The sequence below is a fragment of the Streptomyces sp. NPDC053079 genome (genome assembly GCF_044546695.1).
In the GTDB taxonomy this organism is placed as follows: Bacteria; Actinomycetota; Actinomycetes; order Streptomycetales; family Streptomycetaceae; genus Streptomyces.
This window is the reverse complement of the sequence record NZ_JBITZJ010000008.1, coordinates 408,866-431,656: the sequence shown is the minus strand read 5'-3', so window position 1 is coordinate 431,656 and position 22,791 is coordinate 408,866. Positions and strand designations below refer to the sequence as shown.

The following is a 22,791-nucleotide window of genomic DNA, read 5'->3' as shown; positions in this document are numbered from 1 at the left end:
GACGATCAAGCCCGTCCGGCGATTGAGGACCGGGGGTCCGGGGGCGGAGCCCCCGTCCTGTACCTGCACTTCCATCCCGCCGGCGGGATGGGCGCGTCCCCCGACGAGGAGACCTACGACGGGCTGCTCGCGCTGCTCGCCGAGGTGACGCCCGTCGTGCAGGCGCTGCCGCCCGACGCCGCGCTCATGGACGTCCGGGGCGCCGTGCGCTACTTCGGGCACGGGCCGCAAGAGCTCGCGGAGCTGCTGCGGGTGCGCACGCTCGCGCGGTACGGGGTGGACTGCACGATCGGGATCGCCGGCAATCCGATGCTCGCGCGGATGGCCGCGCAGGACGGGGCGCCCGGAGCGGTCCGTACGCTCTCCGGCGAGCCGGAGGCCGTGGCCGCGTTCCTTGCCCGCAAGCCCGCCGTCGCGCTGTACGGGGTGGGGCCCGCCACCGCCCGCACCCTGTGCTCGTACGGGCTCGACAGCATCGGGCGGATCGCCGACGCGCCGCTGGGCGCGCTGCAGCGCATCCTCGGCGCGGCCGCCGGGCGGCGGATCCACGAGCGGGCGCGCGGCCTCGACCCCACGCCCGTCACCCCGGACGCCCGGGCCCGCTCCATGGGAGCGGAGCACCGCTTCGGCGGCGACGAACTGGACGCCGCACACCGGCGCCACGCGCTGCTCGCGCTCGCCGACGGGCTGGGCGCCCGGCTGCGGGGGAGCGGACAGGTCGCACGGGGGCTGAAGCTCACCGTCCGCTACGCCGACGGCTCGTCGACGACCCGGTCCCGGACCTTCGCCGAGCCGACCGCACACACCCCCGAACTGACCGCCGCGGCCTACGCGCTGCACGCCTCCCTCGCGCTGCAGCGGGCCAGGGTGCGGGCCGTGGCACTGCGCGCGGAGGGGCTGTGCGACGCGTGCCTCGCCGCGCACCAGCTGACGTTCGACCCCGCCGACGAGAAGGCGCGGCGCGTGGAGGCCGCCGTCGACCGGGCGCGGGCGCGCTTCGGCGTGGGGGCCGTGGGGCCCGCCGCCACCTTGTACGTGGCCTGAATATTTCGTGGGCAACTGTTGGAACTTGCTTGACGAAAGCAAAAGATTGCCCGCACCCTACTGAACAGTAATTAACGCCCATTTAATGCGCCCGCAACACAGTTGCCGGTGCTGTTCGGCATACCCACCCCCCACCTGCGAGGAGTTCGAGTGACGCGCCGTAGACCCCGTAGACCGTTCGGATCGATCCTGTCCGCGTTGGCTCTGACCCTGGCGGCCGCCGCGGTTCCGGGGACCGCGGCAGCCGCTCCCGGCGCCGCGGAGACCGTCAGCCGTGGCTGGAACGACTACTCCTGCAAGCCCTCCGCCGCCCACCCCCGGCCCGTCGTCCTGGTGCACGGCACGCTCGAGAACGCGAAGAGCAACTGGTGGGCCTTCGCGCCCTACTTGGTGAACCGGGGCTACTGCGTCTTCTCCTTCGACTACGGCAAGCTGCCCGGCGTCCCCGCCTTCCACGGCCTCGGGCCGGTCGCGAAGTCGGCGGAGGAACTGGCCGGGGACGTCGACAAGGTGCTGGCCGCCACGGGCGCGGACAAGGTCGACATCGTCGGCCACTCGCAGGGCGGGATGCTCCCCCGTCAGTACATGAAGTTCAACGGCGGTGCGAAGAAGGTGGGCGCCCTGGTCGGCATCGCGCCCAACAACCACGGCACCACCCTGTCCGGGCTGACCAAGCTGCTGGACATCGTCCCCGGCGCCCGCGGCGTGATCGGCAGCACGGCCCCCGGCCTGACCGACCAGGTCGTCGGCTCGGACTTCATGAAGCGCCTCAACGAGGGCGGCGACACCGTCCCCGGCGTCCGCTACACCGTCATCGCGACCCGCTACGACGAGGTCGTCACGCCCTACGAGACGCAGTTCCTCTCCGGGCCGAACGTCCGCAACGTCCTGGTCCAGGACCTGTGCCCGGTCGACATCTCCATGCACCTGACCCTCGGCACGATCGACCGCGTCGCCTTCCACGAGGCCGCCAACGCCCTCGACCCCGCCAACGCCACCCCGGCGAACTGCGCGTCGATGGTGAGCTGACGGGGTCTCGCGTCCCGTGCGTCAGGCCGGTTCCTCGTCCCAGGTGACGGGGAGCCGGTGCACTCCGTGGATGCTCATGCCGGTGCGCAGGGGCACCTCCGCGGCCGGGACGGCCAGGCGCAGGTCCGGGAAGCGGGTGAAGAGCGCCGGCAGGGCGACCCGCATCTCGACGCGGGCAAGTTGCTGGCCCAGGCACTGGTGGATGCCGTGGCCGAAGGCCAGATGGCCGGTGGCCTTGCGGCGCAGGTCGAGGGTGTCGGGGTCCGGGAAGCGCGCCGGGTCCCGGTTGGCGGCCTGGAGCGAGACGGTGACCGACTCGCCGGCCCTGATGAGGCTGCCGTCCAGCTCGACGTCCTCCAGGGCCACCCGGACCCCGGTGTGGGCGATGCTCAGATAGCGCAGGAGCTCTTCTACGGCCTGGTCGGCGAGTTCGGGTCCGGCGCTCAGGGCGGCCGCCTGCCCGGGGTTGCCGAGGAGGGCGAAGGTGCCCAGGGCGATCATGTTGGCGGTGGTGTCGAGGCCCGCGGCGAGGAGGAAGCCGCCGAGGCCGGCGAGCTCGGCGTCGGTGAGATCGGTGGTGGTCAGGTCGCTGAGGATGTCCTCGGTGGGGGCGGCCCGCTTGGCCAGGACCAGCTCGTGGACGAACTCCGCGAGCGCGTTCACGGCCTCGATCTGCTGCTCGACGGTCGAGGACGGGTCGCTGATCGCCGCGGCGCGCCAGGTGAAGACCTCGCGCTCGGCCTCGGGCACGCCGAGGAGTTCGCAGATCATCAGGGCCGGGACGGGGTGTGCGTAGGCCTCCACCAGGTCCACCACCGGGCCGTTCCGTTCCATGGCGTCGAGGTGCTCCGTGGTGATCCGCTCGACGCGCGCGGTGAGTTCGCGCATCCGGCGGACCGTGAACTTGCCGGCGAGCAGCCGCCGGTAGCGGGTGTGCTCGGGCGGGTCGATGCCGGTGAGGTCGCCGACCGGGGCCGGGGGGATCGCGGTGAGCTCCTCCGTGCCCGGGAAGGGGGAGTGCATGAGCTCGTAGCGGGAGCTGAAGCGGGGGTCGGAGGAGACGGCGCGGGCCGTGGAGTACCCGGTGGCCAGCCAGCCTAAGTGGCCGTCGGGGTAGCGCATCCGCACGAGCGGCTGCCGTTCGCGCAGCTCCGCCAGCCCGGCGGGCGGGTCGAAGGGGCAGCCCGCGGGGCGGCCCGTCGGCAGTTCCTCGACCACCTGGGCCGTCTGCTCGGGGGAGTGTGCCGGGGTTTCTCGTCGCATGGTGTCCTCCGGTGAGGGTGGTGGTGGGGACGACGGGCGGTTCAGCGGCGGGCGCCGCGGTGGAAGGCGGAGCGGGCCCACAGGTAGCCGACGAGGCTCAGGCCGGCGCACCAGGCGAGGGCGATGACGCCGCTGTCGCCGATGTCGGTGCCCATCAGCAGGCCGCGGAGGGTCTCGTTGACCGGGGTGAAGGGCTGGTGGTCGGCGAACCAGCGCATCCAGGACGGCATGGTGTCGGTGGGGACGATGGCGCTGCCGAGGAAGGGCAGGAGGGTGATCGGCATGGGCAGGTTGGAGGCGGACTCGACGGTCTTGGCGATCAGGCCCATGGCGGCCGAGATCCACGTCAGCGCGAAGGCGAGGAAGGCGAGGAGGCCGGTGGCGGCCAGCCACTCCAGTGCGGTGGCGTCGGGACGGAACCCGATCGCGAAGGCGACGGCGGTGACCACGGCCGTGCCGAGGGCGGTCTGGACGAGGTTGGCGAGGACATGGCCGGTGAGGAAGGAGGCGTGGGACATGGGCATGGTGCGGAAGCGGTTGACGATGCCTTCCGTCTTGTCCATGCAGACGCCGAGCGCGGCACCGATGGAGCCGGTGGCGACGGTCATCAGGATGATCCCCGGGGCGATGTAGTCGATGTAGTCGCCCTGCACCTGGGGGCCCTGGATTCCCGTCCCGAGCGCGCCGCCGAAGGCGTAGGTGAAGAGGAGGAGGAAGAGGACCGGCATCAGGACGATGGTCACGACCACGGACGGGTAGCGCACCGCGCGCTTCATGTTCCGGCGGAACATGGTGACGGAGTCGCGGGCGGCGTAGGAGAGGGCGCTCATCGGGAGATCTCCTGCTGGTCGGAGCCGGTCAGGGTGAGGAAGACGTCGTCGAGGTCCGGGGTGTGCTGGGAGAGGGCCTCGGGGGTGATGCCGGCGTCGTCGAGGACGTCCAGGACGGCGCGGAGGGTGGGGACGGAGCCGTCGGAGGGGATCTGGAGGGTCAGTTCCTCGTCGTCGCGGCTGGTGGCGGGGAAGCGGGAGGCGGCCAGGTCCAGGGCGGCCGGGTCGGCGAACTTCAGGGAGATGTGGCCGCCGGGGATCAGGCGCTTGAGCTCTTCCGCGGTGCCTTCGGCGATCAGCTTTCCGCCGTCCAGTACGGCGATGCGGTCGGCCAGCTGGTCGGCCTCGTCCAGATACTGGGTGGTGAGGAAGATCGTCACGCCGTCGTCGGCGACCAGGGAGCGGATGATCTCCCACATGGTGCGGCGGGAGCGCGGGTCCAGGCCGGTGGTGGGCTCGTCGAGGAAGATGACGCGCGGGTCGCCGACCAGGGTCATCGCGAGGTCGAGCTTGCGGCGCATGCCGCCGGAGTAGGTGGTGACCGGCTTCCTGGCGGCCTCGGTGAGGTCGAAGCGGCGCAGCAGTTCGGCGGCCCGTCGGCGGCCCTCGCGGCGGGGCAGATGGTGCAGGTCCGCCATGAGCATCAGGTTCTCCTCGGCGTTGAGGAGGTTGTCGACAGCGGCGAACTGGCCGGTGACGCCGATCGCGGCGCGGACCGCGTCGGCCTCGCGGGCCAGGTCGTGGCCGGCGAGCGTCACCTCTCCCGCGTCGGCGGGGATGAGGGTGGAGAGGATCTGCACGGTGGTGGTCTTGCCCGCGCCGTTGGGCCCGAGCAGCGCGAAGACCGTGCCCCGGGGGATCGTCAGGTCGATGCCGTCGAGCACCGTCTTCCCGCCGTAGGACTTGGACAGTCCCGTGGCGGTGATGGCCGGCGTGACGGGGGGCGCGAAGAGCGCAGCATTGGTCATGATCATGACAGTCCTGTCTGTGTGCGGTATCGCCGGGAGGGGGTGGTCATCCGGTCAGGGGCGGCGGATCACGATGTCGCCGACCCCGGTGCGGGCGCGCACCTCGACGGTCTCCTGGGCGGCGCCGGGGCCGTCGGAGGCGCCGAGGGAGTTGTGCACGCCGCCGGCGCCGGTGTGCACGTCGAGCCAGGCGGCGGTGGAGTCGTTGATGCCGACCTCCACGTCGCCCGCGGCGGTGTGGAGCGTCACCTGACCACGCGTCACATTGCCGACGTGCAGGGAGCCGTTGGCGGACCTGGCGTTGACCGAGGCGTGGGCGACGTCGACGGAGATGCGGCCGTTGGAGGAGTTGGCCCTCAGGTCGCCGGTGACCGAGCCGATCGAGGTCTCGCCGTTGCCGTTCTTGACGACGGCCGCGCCCGCGATCTCACCGACCTCGATCCGGCCCGCTCCGACGATCTCGGCGTCGCCCGACACGCGGTCCACCCGGATGTCGCCCCAGCTGCTCCTGAGGTTCACGGTCGTCGCCTCGTCGAGCTGGATGTCGCCCATGGACGTCTTGATCCGGCACTCGCCGAAGCGGCCTTCGCAGAGGAAGTCCGCCATGGGCGTGGTGCCCCGCACGTCCGACCCGGCCGGCAGCTCGACGCTCACTTGGAGCGCCCCGCTCTTGCCGAACAGGGAGCGCTTCTTCGGGCCCTTGACCGAGAGCGTGCCGCCCGAGAAGACGACCTTGGTCTGCTCCGCGGCCCGTACGTCGAGGTCCGCGGCGGCGTTGGCCGGCAGCACCTCGACGACCGTGTCGATGCGCTTCGAGGCGGTGATCCGGGCGGTCCCCAGGTCGAATTCGAGGACGAGGGAGATCGGTTCGGGAGTGTCGAAAGAAGGCATGGCGGTTCCGTCCTCGCGGCTGTGGAGTGTGTTCCCGCCGGTGGGGCGGGTGAGGAAGAAGTGGTGCGGAGGGCCGGTCCGGCTAGCGGACCCAGCCCGTGAAGCTCTGCCGGCCCTGATGGCGGCTGCCGCCTGCGGGGCGGGTGGGCTTGCCGGGCTCCAGGGCGGTGGCGACGGCCCGTACCAGCCAGGCGTTGACCGACAGGCCCTCCTGTCCGGCGGCGTCCTCGACCCGGGCCTTGAGGTGCGCGGGAAGGCGGAAGTTGATGCGCGCCGTGCCGCCCTCGTCGCCGTCCGCGGCGACGGGGGGCGCGGGCGCCGGCACGCTCTCGGGCTCCCCGCCCCGCTCGTACGCCTCCGGGGCCGGCGGCGGCGTCACCACGAACTCGGGGTCCATCCCGCGCAGCCGTACGTCGACCGAGCCCGGCGCGAGGTCGCGGGTGACCTCGTCCATGGCGGCGGACAGCGCGTTCAGCAGGGTCAGCCGAGTGGCCGACTCCAGGGGCGCGGTGAGCCGCTCGGCCAGGGCACGGGCGTCCTCCCCGCCCGCATCGGCGGCGACCGCGAGCTCGTGGCGGAGGTTGTCGACATAGGGCGTGAGGTCCATGACGTCATCATGGCACCACTATGGCGCCATCGCAAGTCATGGTGGCGCATGGATGGCGCCAAGTGGCGTCACATGGTGCCATCCGGTGCCATCCGGTGCCACCGGGTCGTGCGCCGGGCCCGGACATGACGAGAGCGGGCCCGGCCGCTGCAGTCGGCCGGGCCCGCCCTTTCGCGGACGCGAGGGAGCTATCCGCTCGTGGTCGAGGTGACGGAGAGCGGGGTGAACGCCAGGAGCATCACCAGCTCCAGCAGCAGACCCGCGCCGGCCAGCCAGATCCCCGCCCGCGTCCAGCGGGAGAGCGGGTGGTGCCGCAGGCCCACGGCGACGCCGAGGACGGCCCCGGCCAGGACGCTGAGGACCGCCGCGACGTACCAGGCGAACGGGGCGACGGCCAGCCCGGCCGCCGCCAGCGCCACCGCCGTGACATCGCTCCGGCTCGCGGGCCGGTCACTGGTGCGAACCATGGTCATCGCTCTCCCTCTCGTCTCGCTTCCGCAGGTCTCAGGGCCTGCGGATCAGCCGGTGTTGCAGGACTTCTGGTACGAGTAGAGGCCCTTCCCGCCGCGTATCTGCACACAGGGCGTCTGTGTGGAACTGACGGGGCCGAAGCCGTACTTGAAGCGCTCCTGGGTCCAGGACCGGATCTCCCAGCCGACGTTGTGGGAGCCCTTCCCGGCGTGGCCCTCGTAGCTCCACAGCGGCGTGGAGGTCTCCCCGCCCCGCTCGGCCACCTTCCAGCTGGTGACCTTGGAGCCGTTGTGGCACCAGTTCAGGCGCTGCCAGTAGGTGTAGATGACGTTGCCCGCGGCGGCCTTGGCCTTGTACGTGACGCGTGCGGTGTAGCACCGCGCCGTGGCCACCTCCCCCTTGTCCTTGGGGATCTCGCTGATCCCCGAGGTCTCGACGGTCTCGGACACCGGGTCGTTCACGTTCTTCACGGCGGCCAGCTGCGCCGCGGACAGGGCGGAGTAGGCCCGGCCCGGGTCGGAAGAAGAGGCCACCTGCTTGCTCAGGGCCATCCCGTCCAGCGCCGGCGCCGCCTGCGCGGTGGACGTGAGGGTCGCCATCACACCCGCGGCACCCAGAACGGCTGCGGCCAGGGTCGTGCGTCTTGTGCGCATGAGCATCCTCCTGCTCGAAAAGGCAGGGGAGTTCGGAACTGACGTTCCCACCCCCGTGGTTGCAGGCGACGCTTCCACGCGTGACGTACGCGCAACAAGAACATTTGAGGAGCTTCGAACCGTCGGACGAGGGACGGCGGATTCGCATCAGTGCCGGATTTTCGGCGTCCGAACGGAGCCGACCTTCTCACCTGTCGCGTCAGCCGCGGTGACCGTCGTGGGGTCCGCGACGGAGGGCCACCAGGCGAAGAAGAAGCCGTCCTTGACGGTGGCCGTGACCCGCCGTCCGTCGGAGGTGTCGACCGTCACGGCGGTCACCGCGGATCCCGCGCGGCCGTATACGTACCGCGCCGCGTCGCCCTCGGTGACGTTGCCGCCGTTCTCCTGGACGTCCAGGGCCTGACCGGCCTTCAGCGGCGGGGCCTCGGTGCGTCCCGCCGCCCAGAAGTTCCGGCCCTGGAGGCAGACGCCGGCGTTGTCGGCGCCCCCCATGAGCACCGCCGAGGACGTGCCGCGGCGTTCGGCCAGCACCGGCGTCACCGGTGTGCTGGTGCCCCCCGGCGTGGTCCCGGCCGGCAGCCGCGCGGAGCAGGTGCGTGCCAGCTCCTCGGCGTCGGGGGCGGCCAGGGGCCGGGGGACCGCGGACCAGGCGGCACCGGCCGGCGCGGCGCCGGACAGCAGGCCCACCGCCTGCCAGCCGCCGACGACGCCGGCGAGCGCGGCCGTCGCCAGCACCGCCCGGGTCCGCCGGGAGGCGAGCCGGGCCGGCCGGGGCCGGTTCTCCGCCTCGCGCACCACGAACGCCTTGAGCTGTTCGAGCCGCATCGGGGAGAGCTCCACGTGCGGGGCGTCGGGAAGGTTCATCGGCAGACTCCTGCGGTGGGGGCCGGGGTGGGGTGGGGGGAGAGCGGGTCGGCGAGGGTGAGGTGGCGCAGTCGGCTCCGGGCCCGTGACATCCGGGAGCGCACCGTTCCCAGGGGGATGCCGAGCGCCCGGGCGGCGGCCGCGTACTCCAGCTCGCCGAACACGCACAGCTCCACCACCTCGCGCTCGCGCCGCGGCAGCGCCAGCAGCGCCGCACGGATCCGCCGCATGCGCCGCTCGGCGTCGAGCCGCGAGGCGACGCGGTCGGCGGGATCCGGCTCGTCGGCCTCCGGAGGCAGGCGGCTGAGCGCGGCCCGGTACCGGGACAGCGAGCGGTGGTGCTTCTGGGTCACGCGGTGGGCGATGCCGAGCAGTAACGGGACGGCCGTGTCCTCCACGGTGAACCGCTCGCGCAGCCGCCAGGTCTCGAGGAAGACCGTGGAGACCAGGTCCTCGGCCGTGGCCCAGGACGCGGTCCGGTGGAAGCAGTAGGAGAAGACCGTGGGGCCGTGCCGGGCGAACAGCAGGCCGAACGCCTCGCTGTCCCCGGACCGGACCCGGTCCCACAACTCCTGGTCCGTTGCTCGCGTGTCGGGCGCCCCCGAGGTGTCCACGTCCTTCTATACCCGCGGCGGTGCGGTCGGTTCCCGTCGGCCTTGCCGCGAGCACCTCGCCGGCCGTGGGCCGCCCGGTAAATCAGTGGCTCCGGACCCCCTCGCCGGGAGACGCTGCCGCCGTTGACCAGCGGCGAGCACGGAGGCTTCCTCATCATGACCAGCACAGCGGCGGCGACCCTGACGACGGGGGCCACGGTGGCCGTCTTCCTGCGGAAGGCGGGCCGGATCAAGGTGCGCTACTCCGCCGCCGTCGTCCACGACGACGGCACGCACGTCGTCGTACGGGCGCCGTGGGCGGGGGCGCAGACGCGCGACTTCGGCTTCGTGCGGTTCGAGGACGGCGACGTGTTCACCGAGCACTACTGGCGCGACCGCTGGTACGCCGTCAAGGAGGTGCGGGACGCGGGCGGGGTGCTCAAGGGCTGGTACTGCGACGTCACCCGCCCGGCGCACGCCGAGCAGGGCGCGATCGTCGTCGAGGACCTCGACCTGGACCTGTGGGTCTCGGCGGACGGCTCCGCCGTACTGCGCCTGGACGAGGACGAGTTCGCCGACAGCGGCCTGGACGGGCGCGACCCCGACGCCGCGCGGGCGGCCCGCTCGGCGCTGGACGAGCTGGAGGCGCTGGCCCGGTCGGGCGGCCTCGGTGGCCTTCTCGCCCTGACGTGACAGGCTGTCACCATGGCCGACTCCAGCAATCGCACGTCCGCGCTCGATCTGATCCTGGCCGCCGTCGACCCCGGCAGCTGGCGGTGCTGGGACGCCCCCGTCGCGGTGACGGCGGACGACCCCGGCTACCGCGCCGACCTGCTGGCGGCGCGTGAGCGGACCGGGCTCGACGAGTCCGTCGTCACCGGCGAGGGGCGGGTGGCCGGGCGCCGGGTGGCCCTCGTGGCCTGTGAGTTCCGCTTCCTGGCCGGGTCGATCGGGGTCGCGGCGGGGGAGCGGCTGGTGCGGGCCGTGGAGCGGGCGACGGCCGAGGGGCTGCCGCTGCTGGCGGCGCCCGCCTCGGGCGGCACCCGGATGCAGGAGGGCACCATCGCCTTCCTGCAGATGGTGAAGGTGACCGCCGCGATCACCGACCACAAGGCGGCCGGGCTGCCCTATCTCGTCTATCTGCGGCACCCCACGACCGGCGGCGTGCTCGCCTCGTGGGGCTCGCTGGGCCACCTCACCGCCGCCGAGCCCGGCGCCCTCATCGGCTTCCTGGGGCCCCGGGTGCACGAGGCGCTGTACGGCGAGGAGTTCCCGCCGGGCGTACAGGTCGCCGAGAACCTGCTGGCGAACGGCCTGGTGGACGCGGTGCTGCCCGCGGGGCGGCTGTCGGAGGTCGCGGCGCGGGCGCTGTCCGTACTGTGCGACGACGCCGCGGAGCCCGCGGAGCCCGCACCGGATCCCGCGCCCGGGGCGAGCGCCGAGGCGCCCCCGGCCGAGGAGTCGATCCGCCGCTCGCGCCGCCCCGACCGGCCCGGCGTACGGGAGTTCCTGCGCGCCGCCGCCACCGACGTCACGCTCTTGAGCGGTACGGGCGCGGGGGAGCGCGATCCGGGGCTGCTGCTCGCCCTCGCGCGCGTGGACGGCACGCCGTGCGTGGTGCTCGGCCACGACCGCGGCAGCCATCCCGACCCGGCCACCGGGCAGGCGCTGGGACCGGCGGGGCTGCGGGCGGCCCGGCGGGGCATGCGGATCGCCGCGGAACTGGACCTGCCGTTGCTGACCGTCGTGGACACCGCCGGGGCGGCCCTCTCGCGGGAGGCCGAGGAGGGCGGGCTCGCCGGGGAGATCGCCCGCTGCCTGGCCGACCTGGTCGATCTGTCCGCGCCCACCCTGTGCCTGCTGCTGGGTCAGGGCGCGGGCGGGGCGGCCCTGGCGCTGCTGCCGGCGGACCGGGTGGTGGCGGCACGGCACGCCTGGCTGTCGCCGCTGCCGCCCGAGGGGGCGTCGGCGATCCTGCACCGGACGACGGAGCGGGCCTACGAGGTCGCGGGGCGCCAGGGAGTGCGCTCCGCCGACCTCTTGGCGAACGGGATCGTGGACCGCATCGTAGAAGAGGAAGGGAACTTCCTTTTGGTCCTGGGTCGGGTGATCGGAGCGGAAATGGCTGCTCTCAGGGCGTGTGACCAGCACGAGCGGCGCTCGGGACGCCGTGCGCGCTATCGGCGCCTCGGTGGCGCAGGTGGCAGCTCGTCATAAAGAAATACGGGCATTGCGGGCAAGCATTCAACGGGAATTGACAAACTTAGGCTTGCCTAACCTAAGGTCATCCCCGTGAACGCGACCGATGTCCGGCCAGTCCGGCCACCCCGGCCCGTCGCCGGGCGCCCGGCGGCACTCCGCAGGGTCCTGCTGCTGACGGGCGGCCTGGTGCTGCTCGTGCTGTGCGTGGCGCTGAGCCTCGCCGCGGGCTCCCGCGCCGTGCCGCTGAGCACCGTGTGGCACGCCCTGGCCGACGGGGACCGCAGCCGCGACGGCCTGGTCGTCACCGGGCTGCGCGTGCCGCGCACGGTCATCGGCGTGGTGGTCGGCGCCGCCCTCGGCGTCGCGGGCGCCCTCGCCCAGGGCATCACCCGTAACCCCCTGGCCTCGCCCGCCACGCTCGGCATCAATCACGGAGCCGGCTTCGCCGTGGTCGTCGCCAGCTACGCGCTGCACCTGACGCACCCGGCCCAGTACCTGCCCTTCGCCTTCGCCGGCGCGGCACTGGCCACCCTCGCCGTCCTCGCCCTCGCCCGCCGCGCCGGCGACCTGGACCCCGTACGGCTCGCGCTCGGCGGCACCGTGCTGGACGCCGTGCTCATCTCCTGGACCTCCGCGGTGATGCTCACCAGCCACCGCACCCTGGACGAGGCCCGCTTCTGGCTCGCCGGCTCGCTCGCCGGGCGGCAGACCGACATCCTGCTGCCCGTCCTCGCCCCGCTCGTCATCGGCCTCGTCCTGGCCCTGGCCGTCACCCCCGCGCTCAACGCCCTCGCCCTCGGCGACGAGACCGCCCAGGCCCTCGGCGTCCCGGTCGCCAAGGTGCGCGCCGCCGGCGGCATCGCCGTGATCCTGCTCGCCGCCTCCTCCGTGGCCGTCGCGGGCCCGCTCTCCTTCGTCGGCCTCGCCGCCCCCCACCTCGTACGCAAGCTCGTCGGCGCCGACCACCGCTGGCTCATCCCCGGCTGCCTGATCGCGGGCCCGCTGCTGCTGCTCACCGCGGACGTCCTCGGCCGCCTCGTGCTGCGCCCCGTCGAACTGGAAGTCGGCATCGTCACCGCCCTGCTCGGCGCGCCCCTGCTCGCCCTCCTCGCCCGGAAGGTGGCGCGATGACCCCCGTTGCGACCGATGCCGCGCCCCGCACGGCAGGCGGCGCGCTCGCCCGGCAGCGCCGGCGGACCGCCCTGCTGAGCGCGGCCGCCACGGCCCTGCTCGTGGTGCTCACGGCGATCGGGCTCGGCACCGGCGAGGTCTCGATCCCACCGCTGGACGCCCTGCGCGGCCTGCTGGGCCTCGGCGACCCGGGCAACGTCATGCTCGTCCAGGAACTGCGCGCCCCCCGCGTGCTGTCCGCCGTCGTGGCCGGCGCGGGGCTGGGCGTCGCCGGTGCGATCCTGCAGCGCGTCGCCCGCAACCCGCTCGCCTCGCCCGACGTGGTCGGGGTGACCGGCGGCGCCTCGCTGGGCGCCATGGCCGTCATCGCCTCGGGCACCTCGGCCTCGCTGATCTCGCCCGCCGCGCTCGGCGGCGGACTGCTCGCCGCCGGCCTGCTCGGACTGCTGGCCTGGCGGGGCGGGTTCACCGTCTCCCGGCTCGTCCTCGTCGGCCTCGCCGTGCAGTCCGGCCTCGCCGCCGCCGTGAACCTCCTCATCGTCCGCTTCCCCGCCGAACTCGCCTCCTCCGCCCTGCAGTGGACCACCGGCTCGGTGTACGGACGGACCTGGACCGAGGTCGAGGCCGGAGGAGGCGTCATCCTCGCCGGGCTCGTCCTCGCCCTGGTCTGCCACCGCAGGATCGCGGTCCTCGACCTCGGCGACGACAGCGCCGGCGCCCTCGGCCTGCCCCCCAACGCGGCCCGGCTGCACCTGCTGCTCCTCGCCGTCGTGCTGGCCTCGGTCGCCGCCGCCCTCACCGGGCCCGTCGGCTTCGTGGCCCTGGCCGTACCGCACATCGTGCGGTTCCTGGCCGGACCGCCCACCACCGGCACCCTCGCGCTGACCGCGCTCACCGGAGCCGTCCTGCTGCTGGGCGCCGACCTCGTCGTCCTGCACGTCCTGCCCGTGCACGGGCTGCCCGTCGGCGTCGTCACCGCCACCCTCGGGGCGCCCTGGCTGCTCGTACTGATGCTGCGTCAAATGAAGCCCAACGCTGGGAGTGCCACCCGATGAGCGCCACGACGAACGCCAACGAGCTGGCGACCCACGGCCTGCGGCTCGGCTACGGAAACACCGTCATCGTCGACGGCGTCGACCTGACGCTGCCCGGCGGCGCCGTCACCGCCGTCGTCGGCCCCAACGCCTGCGGCAAGTCCACCCTGCTGCGCGGCATGGCCCGGCTGCTGGCCCCCGCCGCCGGCACCGTCACCCTCGACGGCAGCGACATCCACCGGATGCCCGCCCGCGCCCTGGCCCGCCGCATGGGCCTGCTGCCGCAGCAGGCCGTCGCCCCCGAGGGCATCACCGTCGAAGCGCTCGTCCGCCTGGGCCGTTACCCCCACCAGCGCATGCTCACCCCCTGGTCGAAGGCCGACCAGAACGCCGTGGAGGACGCGCTCGCCCGCACCGGCACCGACGCGCTGCGCGACCGGGCCGTCGACGAACTCTCCGGCGGCCAGCGCCAGCGCGCCTGGATCGCCCTCGCCCTCGCCCAGGACACCCCGCTGCTGCTCCTGGACGAGCCCACCACCTTCCTCGACCTGCGCCACCAGCTCGACGTGCTCGATCTGGTCGAGGAGCTCAACGCCGAGGCCGGCCGGACCGTCGTCATGGTCCTGCACGACCTCGGCCAGGCCGCCCGCTACGCCGACCACCTGGTCGTCATGTGCGACGGCCGCCCGGCCGCGGCCGGGCCCCCGGCGGACGTCCTCACCGCCGAACTCGTCGAGAAGGTCTTCCGGGTCGAGTGCCGGGTCGTCCCCGATCCCGAGACCGGCACCCCCCTGGTCGTGCCCCGCGCCCGGTCCGCCAGACGCGCGGCATCAGCGGCCTCCTGACGCCCCCCACCACCCACCACCGCTCGAGAGGGACCCCACCATGACCGTGCTCCGGCCGGCCCACACCCGTATGCGCAGAGTGTTCGCGACGTCTCTCGCAGTGATCATCGGCGCCGGCGCGCTCGCCGCGTGCGGCGACGACGAGAAGAAGTCGGACGAGTCCAAGCCCGCCGCCTCCGACACCGGCTTCCCGCGCTCGATCACCCACGCCATGGGCAAGACCGAGATCAAGAAGAAGCCCCAGCGCGTCGTCGTCCTCGACACCGGCGAGCTGGACGACGTGACCATGCTCGGCATCAAGCCCGTCGGCGCGGTCTCCCCCCACATGAAGACCGAGGGCGGCTTCCCCTCCTATCTCGGCGACAAGACGAAGGACACCAAGGACGTGGGCCCCATGGCGGAGCCCAACATCGAGCGCATCATGTCGCTCAAGCCCGACCTGATCCTGTCCTCCAAGGTCCGCCACGCCAAGGTCTACGACAAGCTCAAGGGCATCGCCCCCACCGTCTTCACCGAGACCACCGGCGCCCCCTGGAAGGAGAACCTGAAGGTCCACGCCCAGGCCCTGGGCCTGGAGAAGGAGGCCGCCTCGGCCATGGACGCCTACGAGAAGCGCGCCAAGGCCCTCGGCGAGGAGATCAAGAAGAAGAACGACGGCAAGGCGCCCACCGCCTCCGTCGTCCGCTTCGTCGCCGGCCCCACCCGCCTCTACCAGAAGCAGTCCTTCAGCGGCATCGTCCTGAGCGACACCGGCCTGCGCCGCCCCGAGTCGCAGGACGTCGACAAGCCCATGCTCGAGGTCTCCCCGGAGCAGATCGACAAGGCCGACGCCGACCTGGTCTTCGTGACCGTCGCCGACGACCCGAAGAAGACCCAGCAGGACGCCGTCCAGGGCAACCCGCTCTGGAAGGGCCTCGGCGCCGTCAAGAACGAGAAGGTCTTCCAGGTGCCCGACGAGACGTGGATGTCCGGCATCGGCATCCAGGCCGCGAACCACGTCCTCGACGACATCGCCAAGGCCGCCGGCGTCGACGCGCCCAAGTAGCCGCCCGCGCCTGCCGGTTCCCCACCCGGCAGGCCGCCCCGTCACACCCCCCACCGCAAGACCCCTCGCTCCACCTCCCCACCCTCCGTGCCGGGCCGCGTGTGCGGCGCGGCCCGGCACGGACGCCCTCACCCACACCCCTGCCCCCCGAAAGGTGCCCCCGTGCGGCTGCATCTTCTCGCGCTCAACCCCACCGACTCCGTCACCGAGGGCTTCCTGCCCGCCGCCGCCCGCCTCGGCCTGGCCGTCACCCTCCTCACCGACCAGCCCGACGCCCACCGGCGTGCATACGAGCGACACGCCGAAAGCGCAGCGGGCGGCGGCGAACCCCTGCCCGAGCTGGACGTCCACCTCTGCGACGTGCGCGACTTCCGCGAGGTCATAGGCCGGATCTCCGCCCTCGGCCGGCCCGACGCGGTGTTCACCAACAGCGACCACCTGCAGACCCAGGCCGCCCTGGCCGCCGACTACTTCGGCCTCCCCGGCAAGGACTGGCGCGCCGCCCTGCGCGCCAAGAACAAGGCCCAGCTGCGCCGCAGCCTCGCCGAAGCCGGCCTCGACGCCGTCTTCTGCGCCGAACTCGCCCCCGGCGAGGACCCGGACGCCCTCGGCGACGGCCGCCTCGACGGCGCCCCCTTCCCCTGCGTCCTCAAGCCCCGCGAGGGCGTGGCCAGCGAGGACGTCGTCCTCGTGGGCGACGCGCGCGAACTGGCGAGCCGCTGCCGGGAGATCAGGGCGCGGCGGCCCGACGCCGCCCTGGTCGTCGAGGAGTACCTGAACGGGCAGCTGCACACCCTGGAGACCCTCGGCGACGGCACCGCCCTGCACGCCTTCGCGGCCTTCCGCACCCGGCTCTCCCCACCGCCGTACTTCATCGAGGAACGCCTCGACCTGCTGCCCGCCCTCCCGCAGCCCCACAGCGAGCAGGTCATCGCCCAGCTGAAGGCGCTCGGCATCGGCTTCGGCATCTGCCACACCGAGTACGTGGCCCAGGGCGACCGCGCCCGCATCATCGAGGTCAACTACCGGGCCATCGGCGACCAGTGCGACCTCGTCCTGGCCGGGCTGCTGGGCATTCCGCTCTTCGAGCACACCCTGCGCACCCACCTCGGACAGCCGCTTCCGGCCGATCTCGGTGGGCGCACGGACGGCCGGGTACGTATGGAGTACGTGTGCGCCGAGCGCGCCGGCACCCTCAAGGCCGCGCCCGGGGCGAGCGACACCGAGCACGACGGCGTACGGCTGGTCTACCGGCCCTGGCGCGAGCTCGGCGAGGAACACCCGCTCTACCGCACGAACCGCGACTACCTGGGGGTGTTGCGGGCGACCGGTACCGACGAGGACCGGATCGACCGTGCCGTCGCGGAATTCCTGGCGGCCCACCGATGGGAGATCGTCTCATGAGCGCGGCTGCGACGGCCCCCGACGCCGTGGAGGACGAACTCCTCGGCCGGGTGCTCAGCACCCTGCTGCGCGAGGACGCCTACCGGCTGCGCAGCAAGGCGGTCGCCGAAGCGCGCCCCGACGGCGACTGGCTCCGGCTCCCCGTCACGGGCGAAACGTTGCTGCTCCCGGTCGGCCCCGAGGGCTTCCAGTGCGAGGTCCAGGCCCGCGAGCCCCTCCTGGAGACGGCGAACGGCCCGGTGCGCGGCCTGCGGCCGGTCCTCGCCCGGCTGCGGGCGGCCGCCGAGCCCGAGGACCGGGCCGGGTTCGACGCCTTCCTCGCCGAGTGCGACGAGGCGCTGGCCGCCATGCGGCTGCACGGCCGGGTGCGCGAGGACGTCGTCGGGGCGCTGGCCGGGACGTACGGGCACACGGTGGCCGACTGGACGGGGCTGCGCGGCTCCCTCGCCTACGACACCCTCGCCGCCTTCCGCGACCACCCCGTCTACCCCACCGGCCGCGCCCGCTCCGGCCTCAGTGAACGTGAACTACGCGCGTACGCACCCGAGTTCCACCCCTCCTTCCCGCTGCGCTGGCTCGCCCTGCCGCGCGAGGCAGTCACCGGCGAGCACGCCGCACTGCCGCACTGGTGGCCCACCCCCGCCGCCCTCGGCCTGCCCCGCCTGGACGCCACCCACCTGGCGCTGCCCGTCCACCCCCTCACCGCCGGCGCCCCGCTGGCCGACGCCCTGCGCGCCACCGGCCTCACCGGCTCCGCACACCTGGCCGAGAAGCCCTGGCTGGAGGTGACCCCCACCCTGTCGACCCGTACGGTCGCCGTCGCCGACGACCCGGAGGTCCACCTCAAGCTCCCGCTCGCCACCGCCACCCTGGGCCAGCGCAACCGCCGCACCATCAAGCCCGGCACCCTCCTCGACGGAGAGGTCGGCCAGCGGCTGCTCGAGGAGGTCATCGCCCACGAGCCGCGCTTCGCCGGCACCGTGCTCCTCGCCGACGAACGCACCCACCTCGGCGCCGGCCACGAACTCCTCGCCGCCCTCGTGCGCCGCTACCCGGCCGGCCTGCAGGACGCCCACGTCGTCACCGTCGCCGGGCTGCTCGCCCGCACCCCCGACGGCCGCCTCGTCGCCGACGCCCTCGCCGAGCGCTACTACGGCGGCTCGCTCGTCGCCTTCGTGGACGCCTATCTGACCCTGCTCCTGGACTGGCACACCACCCTCTTCTCCTACGGCATCGCCCTGGAGTCCCACCAGCAGAACACCTCCGTCGTGCTCGACGAGATCGACGGAAGGCCCCGGCTGCGGCTGCTGCTGAAGGACAACGACGGGCCGCGGGTGCACGCCGTGCGCCTGGCCGCCCGCCTCGGCGGCGAGGCCGCGGACCTGCTGGGCTTCGACGACCGGCGCATCCTCGTGGCGGGCGACGGCCCGGTCGCCGACGTGTTCGCGACCATCACCGTCCACCTGTGCGCGGGCGCCCTCGCCTTCGAGCTGGCCCGCCTCGGCCGGGGACCGCTCGACGGATGGCTGCGGCAACTGCGCGAGCGGCTCTCCGAGGCCACGGCCCGGCTCGCCCCCGGGGCGGCCGCCGTCCTGCGGGCCCGGGTGCTGGACGCCGGCCGGCTGCCGGTCAAGGCCATGATCACCGCGGGGACGCTGCTCACCAAGGAGCGCTCGGGCGCCGCCGACATCAACAAGCACTACGTCGACGGGCCCAACTACCTGCGGGAGGGCGCCCGGTGACCGCCGTCCTGGACCGCACCGAGCAGCGGGCGCCCGCCGCCCTGCGCACCCGGCAGATCCACGCCGTGGCCGCCTGCTACTTCGTCGCCTCCTTCGCGGCCCTCGGCCTGCCCCCCTATCTCACCGCGATCCTGCCGGGCCTGGGCGACCACCAGGCCCGCTGGGCCGGGCTCCTCTACATCGTGCCGACCGTCTTCGGCGCGATCGGCGCCCCCCTGTGGGGGCGGCTGGCCGACCGCTACGGCCGCAAACGGCTGCTGCTGCGGGCCCAGCTGGGCCTCGCCGTCTCCTTCCTGCTCGCCGGCTGGGCCGACAGCCTGCCCGCCTTCGCCGCCGCCCTCGTCCTGCAGGGCATCCTCGGCGGCACCTTCGCCGCCTCCAACGGCTACCTCGCCGCCGCCCTCGACGGACAGCGCCTGTCCTGGGCGCTGACCCTGATGCAGGGCGCCGCCCGGCTCGCGCTCGTCGCCGCGCCGATCGTGGTGGGCACGCTCTCGCCCTGGGTCTCGCCGCACCGCCAGTACGCGCTGCTCGCCGTGCTGCCGCTGGCCGCCGCCGTGATGCTGGCCGCGCTCCCCGAGCCCCCGCGCTCCGAGGACGGCGCACCGCAGGGACCCGAGGACACGGGGGCCGGGTCGCAGACGGGGCGCGGGGGCCGCGGCTCCCTGCGCACCCTCTACGTCCTCGAGTTCACCTTCGTCCTCGCCACCGTCATCTCCTACCCCTACCTGATCACCCTCGTCGAAGGGCGGCTGCCCGGGCTCGGCTCCGCCGTCAGCGGGCTCCTGTTCGCCCTGCCGCACGTGTGCTACCCCCTGCTGGCCAAGCCCGTGCACACGCTCGTGGCCACCCGCCCGCACCTGGGCGCCGCCACCGGCTTCGCCCTGGTGGCCGCGGCGCTGGCCGGGCACTGGGGCGCCGAGTCCCTGCCCTCCTTCGTCGTACTGCGGCTGCTGCTGGGCGCCGGCATGACCCTGGGCCTGGTGAGCCTGTCGGCGCTGGCCGCCGAGGCCTGCAAGGGCCGCAGACCCGGCCGGCTGTTCGGGTCCCTGGAGCTCATATCCAAGGCCGGGGCCGTCGTCGCCGGAGCGGTCGCCGCCGTCTCCAACGACGTCTGGGGCCCGGCCGCCCCCATCGTCGCAGGATCCGCCGTCGCAGCCCTGACGGCGCTCGTCAGCACGTCCTCCCTCCTCCGCTGGAGTCGCTGAAATGTCCTCAGCCCCCTCTGCCTCCGGTTCCCCTGCCGCCGCAGTGCTCCCCTCCGCCGTCGCCGGCACGCCCACCGCCGACGACGTGGTCGCCCACACCCTCCTGAACTGCCTGCTGCGCGAGGTCTCCGGCCCCGAGCACCAGACCGCCGTCACCGACGGGCACCTGCTGCTGCGCCTGCCCCGCAGCGACACCCTGCTGCGGGTCCGGCTGCGCCGCGCCTCCCTCATCGGCGCCCACCGCTTCACCGGAGGAGTCGGCGAACAGCGCGACGGGGCCTGGCACGAGCTGCCCTGGCAGAGGCTCGCCGAGTACATCCACCGCGAGCTGGAGCTGCGCACCGGCGTCCGCAACGACGAGTTCCTCGGCCAGGTGGCCTCCAGCCACGCCGGCACCAGCGCCGCCCTCGCCGCCCGCCCGCCGGCCGGCAAGGCCCGGGAGGAGGGGCCGGCCGCCCCCGCCGACCGCTACATGGACTCCGAGCAGTCCCTGCTCTTCGGCCACCGCTTCCACCCCACCCCCAAGGCCCGCACCGGCGCCCCCGAGGACTGGGGCCGCTTCGCCCCCGAGGCCCGCGCCCGCTTCGCCCTGCACCACCTGGCCGTACGCCGCGACCTCGTACGGCAGGAGGCCGCCACCGCCACCGCCCTGGACGCCTTCGACCGGCAGGGGAGCGTGCCCGAGGGGTACGTCCTGCTGCCCGTGCACCCCTGGCAGTACGGCATGCTCCGGGACCACCCCGTCCTGCGCCAGGCCATCAGGCGCGGGGACGTCCTCGAGCTCGGGCCGCGCGGCGCCGAGTTCGGGCCGACCGCCTCCGTGCGCACCCTCTACGACGGCCGGGACTTCCTGAAGTTCAGCCTGAACGTGCGCATCACCAACTGCCTGCGCAAGAACGCCGAGTACGAGCTGACCGGCGCCGTCGCCCTGACCCGGATCCTGGAGCCGGTCGCCGCCGAGCTGGCCGCCCGCTTCCCCGGCACCGAGCTGCTGCGCGAGCCCGGCTACCGCACCCTCGACCTCGGCAGCCGCGAGCTGGCCGAAGGCTTCGGCGTCATCGTCCGCGAGGGCCTCGACGCCCGGCTCGCCCCCGGCCTGACCGCCCTGCTCGCCGCCGCCGTCGCCGACGAGTACCCCACCGGCGGCGCCCAGCTCTCCAGGCTCCTGGCGGGCACCGGCCCCGAGTCCACCCTCGCCTGGTGGAACGCCTACCTCGGGCTGCTCGTTCCCCCGGTGCTGGCCGCCTACTTCGACCACGGCGTCGTCCTCGAACCCCACCTGCAGAACGTCGTGATCGGCGTCGACGCCGACGGCATGCCCCGGCAGGTCCTGCTGCGCGACCTGGAGGGCACCAAGCTGCTCCCCGGCCACCACGCCGACGCCCTTGCCGCGCTCCCCGAGGACGTGGCCGGCCCCATGACGTACGACCGCGAACGCGGCTGGGACCGCGTCGTGTACTGCCTGCTCGTCAACCACCTCGCCGAGATGCTCGCCGCGCTCGCCGACCGCCACCCCCACCTCGAGCCCGAACTGTGGTCCGCCGTCCGCCGGGTGCTGGCCGCGCGGGCCGCCGCCCACGACAACCCGCCGCTGCTGCGCGCCCTGGTCGCCGGGGTGCCGCTGCCCGCCAAGGCCAACCTGCTGACCCGCTGGGAGCGCAAGGCGGACCGGCACGCCGGATACGTCCGCATCGGCTCGCCCCTGGTCTCCGACCTGCTGACGGTGCTGGCCGCGACGGATTCCCGGACCGAACCCTGGAGCACCACGCTGTGATCACCCCTCGCGTCGCCGCCCACGCCACCCGCCTGCCGGCCGGCGAACTCCCCGCCTACGTGTACGACCTCGCCGCCCTGGACGAGCACGCCCGCGCGGTGCGGGCCGCCCTGCCCGACGGCGTGGAGCTGTACTACGCCGCCAAGGCCAACCCCGCCCCCGACATCCTCAGGGCCCTCGCCCCGCACGTCAGCGGCTACGAGGTCTCCTCCGGCGGCGAACTGGCCCACGTCCGCGAGGCCGTGCCCGGCCTCCCGCTCGCCTTCGGCGGCCCCGGCAAGACCGAGGCCGAGCTGCGCCTGGCCCTCGACCTGGGCGTCGAGCGCTTCCACGTCGAGAGCGAACAGGAGCTGCGGCTGCTCGCCGCCCTCGCCGCCGAACGGCCCGGCCAGGACCCCGTGGACGTGCTGCTGCGCGTCAACCTCCCCGTGGGGGACGGCGACCTGGGCGGCGCGGCGCTGGCCATGGGCGGCCGGCCCAGCCCCTTCGGCCTGGACCCGCGCCGCGCCGAGGCCTGCCTGCCGCTGCTGCGCGGCACCCGGCTGCTGCTGCGCGGCATCCACGCCCACCTGGCCAGCGGCCTGGACGCGGCCGCCCAGCTCGCCGTCGCCGCCCGCGTCACCGACTGGGCCCGGGACCTGGACGAGCGGCACGGCCTGGGGCTGAGCGAGGTCAACGTCGGCGGCGGCATGGCCGTCGACTACGGCCGGCCGCACCTCCCCTTCGACTGGGCCGCCTACGGCAAGGGCCTGGCCGAACTCGCCGGCCGCCACCCCGGTTACACCCTGCGCATCGAGCCCGGAAGGGCGCTGACCGTCCACGCGGGCTGGTACCTCACCGAGGTCCTGGACCTCAAGCACAGCCACGGGGAGGCCTTCGCGGTCCTGCGCGGCGGCACGCACCACATGCGCACCCCCGCCGCCAAGGGCCACGACCACCCCTTCACCGTGCTGCCGGTCGAGGAGTGGGACCGCCCCTGGCCCCGCCCGGCCGCCCTGGACGAGCCGGTGACCCTCAGCGGACAGCTGTGCACCCCCAAGGACACGCTCGCCGCGCGGGTCCCGGTGGCGGAGCTGAGGGTGGGGGACCGGGTCGCGTTCACCATGGCCGGCGCCTACGCGTGGAACATCTCGCACCACGAGTTCCTGATGCACCCGGCGCCGACCTTCCACTTCCTGACGTGAGGCCGGCCG

At 73.8% G+C, this 22,791-nt stretch carries 22 protein-coding genes; 13 read left to right on the top strand and 9 right to left on the bottom strand.

What is annotated here, in order from left to right; genetic code table 11:
- The first annotated feature begins 87 nt into the window (after nucleotides 1-87).
- Nucleotides 88-1,044, top strand: coding sequence for a hypothetical protein (locus tag ACIGXW_RS29700; protein ID WP_399575847.1), 957 nt, complete (start codon nucleotides 88-90; stop codon nucleotides 1,042-1,044).
- 189 nt (nucleotides 1,045-1,233) lie between these two features.
- Nucleotides 1,234-2,073 (top strand): esterase/lipase family protein, encoded by an 840-nt coding sequence (locus ACIGXW_RS29695; RefSeq protein ID WP_399575937.1) that lies wholly within the window; start codon nucleotides 1,234-1,236, stop codon nucleotides 2,071-2,073.
- Between the two features lie 21 nt (nucleotides 2,074-2,094).
- On the opposite strand, the gene ACIGXW_RS29690 is transcribed toward ACIGXW_RS29695, so the two are convergent.
- The 9 genes from ACIGXW_RS29690 to ACIGXW_RS29650 all read right to left on the bottom strand — a co-directional run bounded on the left by ACIGXW_RS29690 (nucleotide 2,095) and on the right by ACIGXW_RS29650 (nucleotide 9,234).
- Nucleotides 2,095-3,336: a cytochrome P450 gene (locus ACIGXW_RS29690; RefSeq protein ID WP_399575845.1), complete on the bottom strand. Its 1,242-nt coding sequence runs from the start codon at nucleotides 3,334-3,336 to the stop codon at nucleotides 2,095-2,097.
- 41 nt (nucleotides 3,337-3,377) lie between these two features.
- Complete coding sequence (locus tag ACIGXW_RS29685) at nucleotides 3,378-4,166, bottom strand: ABC transporter permease (RefSeq protein WP_399575843.1); 789 nt, start codon at nucleotides 4,164-4,166, stop codon at nucleotides 3,378-3,380.
- A complete protein-coding gene (locus ACIGXW_RS29680; protein ID WP_399575842.1) occupies nucleotides 4,163-5,140 on the bottom strand; it encodes an ATP-binding cassette domain-containing protein in 978 nt (325 codons plus the stop codon). Before ACIGXW_RS29680 ends, ACIGXW_RS29685 begins: the two co-directional genes overlap by 4 nt.
- A gap of 48 nt (nucleotides 5,141-5,188) precedes the next feature.
- Nucleotides 5,189-6,025: a DUF4097 family beta strand repeat-containing protein gene (locus tag ACIGXW_RS29675; RefSeq protein ID WP_399575840.1), complete on the bottom strand. Its 837-nt coding sequence runs from the start codon at nucleotides 6,023-6,025 to the stop codon at nucleotides 5,189-5,191.
- Between the two features lie 82 nt (nucleotides 6,026-6,107).
- Nucleotides 6,108-6,632, bottom strand: a complete 525-nt coding sequence (locus tag ACIGXW_RS29670; protein ID WP_399575839.1) for a hypothetical protein — start codon at nucleotides 6,630-6,632, stop codon at nucleotides 6,108-6,110.
- 188 nt (nucleotides 6,633-6,820) lie between these two features.
- Nucleotides 6,821-7,099 (bottom strand): hypothetical protein, encoded by a 279-nt coding sequence (locus ACIGXW_RS29665; protein WP_399575837.1) that lies wholly within the window; start codon nucleotides 7,097-7,099, stop codon nucleotides 6,821-6,823.
- Nucleotides 7,100-7,150: 51 nt separating this feature from the next.
- The gene (locus ACIGXW_RS29660; protein WP_399575836.1) at nucleotides 7,151-7,756 is read right to left on the bottom strand and encodes a hypothetical protein; all 606 of its coding nucleotides are present in this window, start codon (nucleotides 7,754-7,756) and stop codon (nucleotides 7,151-7,153) included.
- A 147-nt stretch (nucleotides 7,757-7,903) separates the two neighbouring features.
- The gene (locus ACIGXW_RS29655) at nucleotides 7,904-8,620 is read right to left on the bottom strand and encodes a hypothetical protein (RefSeq protein WP_399575834.1); all 717 of its coding nucleotides are present in this window, start codon (nucleotides 8,618-8,620) and stop codon (nucleotides 7,904-7,906) included.
- On the bottom strand, nucleotides 8,617-9,234 hold the full coding sequence (locus tag ACIGXW_RS29650) for an RNA polymerase sigma factor (protein WP_399575832.1): 618 nt from the start codon (nucleotides 9,232-9,234) through the stop codon (nucleotides 8,617-8,619). Before ACIGXW_RS29650 ends, ACIGXW_RS29655 begins: the two co-directional genes overlap by 4 nt.
- 156 nt (nucleotides 9,235-9,390) lie before the next feature.
- On the opposite strand from ACIGXW_RS29650, the gene ACIGXW_RS29645 reads away from it, so the two are divergent.
- From ACIGXW_RS29645 to ACIGXW_RS29595, 11 genes are all read left to right on the top strand, one after another.
- Entirely contained in the window at nucleotides 9,391-9,906 is a 516-nt protein-coding gene (locus tag ACIGXW_RS29645) for a DUF402 domain-containing protein (protein WP_071963040.1), read from the top strand.
- Between the two features lie 12 nt (nucleotides 9,907-9,918).
- The gene (locus ACIGXW_RS29640) at nucleotides 9,919-11,430 is read left to right on the top strand and encodes a carboxyl transferase domain-containing protein (protein ID WP_399575830.1); all 1,512 of its coding nucleotides are present in this window, start codon (nucleotides 9,919-9,921) and stop codon (nucleotides 11,428-11,430) included.
- A gap of 150 nt (nucleotides 11,431-11,580) precedes the next feature.
- Nucleotides 11,581-12,546, top strand: coding sequence for a FecCD family ABC transporter permease (locus tag ACIGXW_RS29635; protein WP_399575936.1), 966 nt, complete (start codon nucleotides 11,581-11,583; stop codon nucleotides 12,544-12,546).
- Nucleotides 12,543-13,601, top strand: a complete 1,059-nt coding sequence (locus ACIGXW_RS29630) for a FecCD family ABC transporter permease (RefSeq protein WP_399575828.1) — start codon at nucleotides 12,543-12,545, stop codon at nucleotides 13,599-13,601. The genes ACIGXW_RS29635 and ACIGXW_RS29630 overlap by 4 nt, the downstream gene beginning before the upstream one ends.
- Complete coding sequence (locus ACIGXW_RS29625) at nucleotides 13,598-14,425, top strand: ABC transporter ATP-binding protein (protein ID WP_399575826.1); 828 nt, start codon at nucleotides 13,598-13,600, stop codon at nucleotides 14,423-14,425. The genes ACIGXW_RS29630 and ACIGXW_RS29625 overlap by 4 nt, the downstream gene beginning before the upstream one ends.
- Before the next feature lie 40 nt (nucleotides 14,426-14,465).
- Complete coding sequence (locus tag ACIGXW_RS29620) at nucleotides 14,466-15,470, top strand: ABC transporter substrate-binding protein (protein ID WP_399575824.1); 1,005 nt, start codon at nucleotides 14,466-14,468, stop codon at nucleotides 15,468-15,470.
- A 162-nt stretch (nucleotides 15,471-15,632) separates the two neighbouring features.
- The gene (locus ACIGXW_RS29615) at nucleotides 15,633-16,874 is read left to right on the top strand and encodes an acetyl-CoA carboxylase biotin carboxylase subunit family protein (RefSeq protein ID WP_399575822.1); all 1,242 of its coding nucleotides are present in this window, start codon (nucleotides 15,633-15,635) and stop codon (nucleotides 16,872-16,874) included.
- Nucleotides 16,871-18,616 carry an IucA/IucC family protein gene (locus tag ACIGXW_RS29610; RefSeq protein ID WP_399575820.1) on the top strand — a complete coding sequence of 582 codons (1,746 nt, stop codon included), beginning with the start codon at nucleotides 16,871-16,873 and terminating at the stop codon, nucleotides 18,614-18,616. Before ACIGXW_RS29615 ends, ACIGXW_RS29610 begins: the two co-directional genes overlap by 4 nt.
- On the top strand, nucleotides 18,613-19,824 hold the full coding sequence (locus ACIGXW_RS29605) for an MFS transporter (protein WP_399575818.1): 1,212 nt from the start codon (nucleotides 18,613-18,615) through the stop codon (nucleotides 19,822-19,824). Before ACIGXW_RS29610 ends, ACIGXW_RS29605 begins: the two co-directional genes overlap by 4 nt.
- Nucleotide 19,825: 1 nt before the next feature.
- Nucleotides 19,826-21,598 (top strand): IucA/IucC family protein, encoded by a 1,773-nt coding sequence (locus tag ACIGXW_RS29600; RefSeq protein ID WP_399575816.1) that lies wholly within the window; start codon nucleotides 19,826-19,828, stop codon nucleotides 21,596-21,598.
- Nucleotides 21,595-22,782: a type III PLP-dependent enzyme gene (locus ACIGXW_RS29595; RefSeq protein ID WP_399575814.1), complete on the top strand. Its 1,188-nt coding sequence runs from the start codon at nucleotides 21,595-21,597 to the stop codon at nucleotides 22,780-22,782. The genes ACIGXW_RS29600 and ACIGXW_RS29595 overlap by 4 nt, the downstream gene beginning before the upstream one ends.
- The last annotated feature ends 9 nt before the right edge of the window (nucleotides 22,783-22,791 follow it).

What these genes read in the sequence shown, in the direction of transcription:
- ACIGXW_RS29685 (WP_399575843.1), bottom strand. Translation starts at nt 4,166, where the DNA reads ATGAGCGCCCTCTCCTACGCCGCCCGCGACTCCGTCACCATGTTCCGC.
- ACIGXW_RS29600 (WP_399575816.1), top strand. Translation starts at nt 19,826, where the DNA reads ATGTCCTCAGCCCCCTCTGCCTCCGGTTCCCCTGCCGCCGCAGTGCTC.
- ACIGXW_RS29640 (WP_399575830.1), top strand. Translation starts at nt 9,919, where the DNA reads ATGGCCGACTCCAGCAATCGCACGTCCGCGCTCGATCTGATCCTGGCC.
- ACIGXW_RS29690 (WP_399575845.1), bottom strand. Translation starts at nt 3,336, where the DNA reads ATGCGACGAGAAACCCCGGCACACTCCCCCGAGCAGACGGCCCAGGTG.
- ACIGXW_RS29670 (WP_399575839.1), bottom strand. Translation starts at nt 6,632, where the DNA reads ATGGACCTCACGCCCTATGTCGACAACCTCCGCCACGAGCTCGCGGTC.
- ACIGXW_RS29655 (WP_399575834.1), bottom strand. Translation starts at nt 8,620, where the DNA reads ATGAACCTTCCCGACGCCCCGCACGTGGAGCTCTCCCCGATGCGGCTC.
- ACIGXW_RS29610 (WP_399575820.1), top strand. Translation starts at nt 16,871, where the DNA reads ATGAGCGCGGCTGCGACGGCCCCCGACGCCGTGGAGGACGAACTCCTC.
- ACIGXW_RS29680 (WP_399575842.1), bottom strand. Translation starts at nt 5,140, where the DNA reads ATGATCATGACCAATGCTGCGCTCTTCGCGCCCCCCGTCACGCCGGCC.
- ACIGXW_RS29630 (WP_399575828.1), top strand. Translation starts at nt 12,543, where the DNA reads ATGACCCCCGTTGCGACCGATGCCGCGCCCCGCACGGCAGGCGGCGCG.
- ACIGXW_RS29620 (WP_399575824.1), top strand. Translation starts at nt 14,466, where the DNA reads ATGACCGTGCTCCGGCCGGCCCACACCCGTATGCGCAGAGTGTTCGCG.
- ACIGXW_RS29645 (WP_071963040.1), top strand. Translation starts at nt 9,391, where the DNA reads ATGACCAGCACAGCGGCGGCGACCCTGACGACGGGGGCCACGGTGGCC.
- ACIGXW_RS29625 (WP_399575826.1), top strand. Translation starts at nt 13,598, where the DNA reads ATGAGCGCCACGACGAACGCCAACGAGCTGGCGACCCACGGCCTGCGG.
- ACIGXW_RS29700 (WP_399575847.1), top strand. Translation starts at nt 88, where the DNA reads ATGGGCGCGTCCCCCGACGAGGAGACCTACGACGGGCTGCTCGCGCTG.
- ACIGXW_RS29665 (WP_399575837.1), bottom strand. Translation starts at nt 7,099, where the DNA reads ATGGTTCGCACCAGTGACCGGCCCGCGAGCCGGAGCGATGTCACGGCG.
- ACIGXW_RS29660 (WP_399575836.1), bottom strand. Translation starts at nt 7,756, where the DNA reads ATGCGCACAAGACGCACGACCCTGGCCGCAGCCGTTCTGGGTGCCGCG.
- ACIGXW_RS29675 (WP_399575840.1), bottom strand. Translation starts at nt 6,025, where the DNA reads ATGCCTTCTTTCGACACTCCCGAACCGATCTCCCTCGTCCTCGAATTC.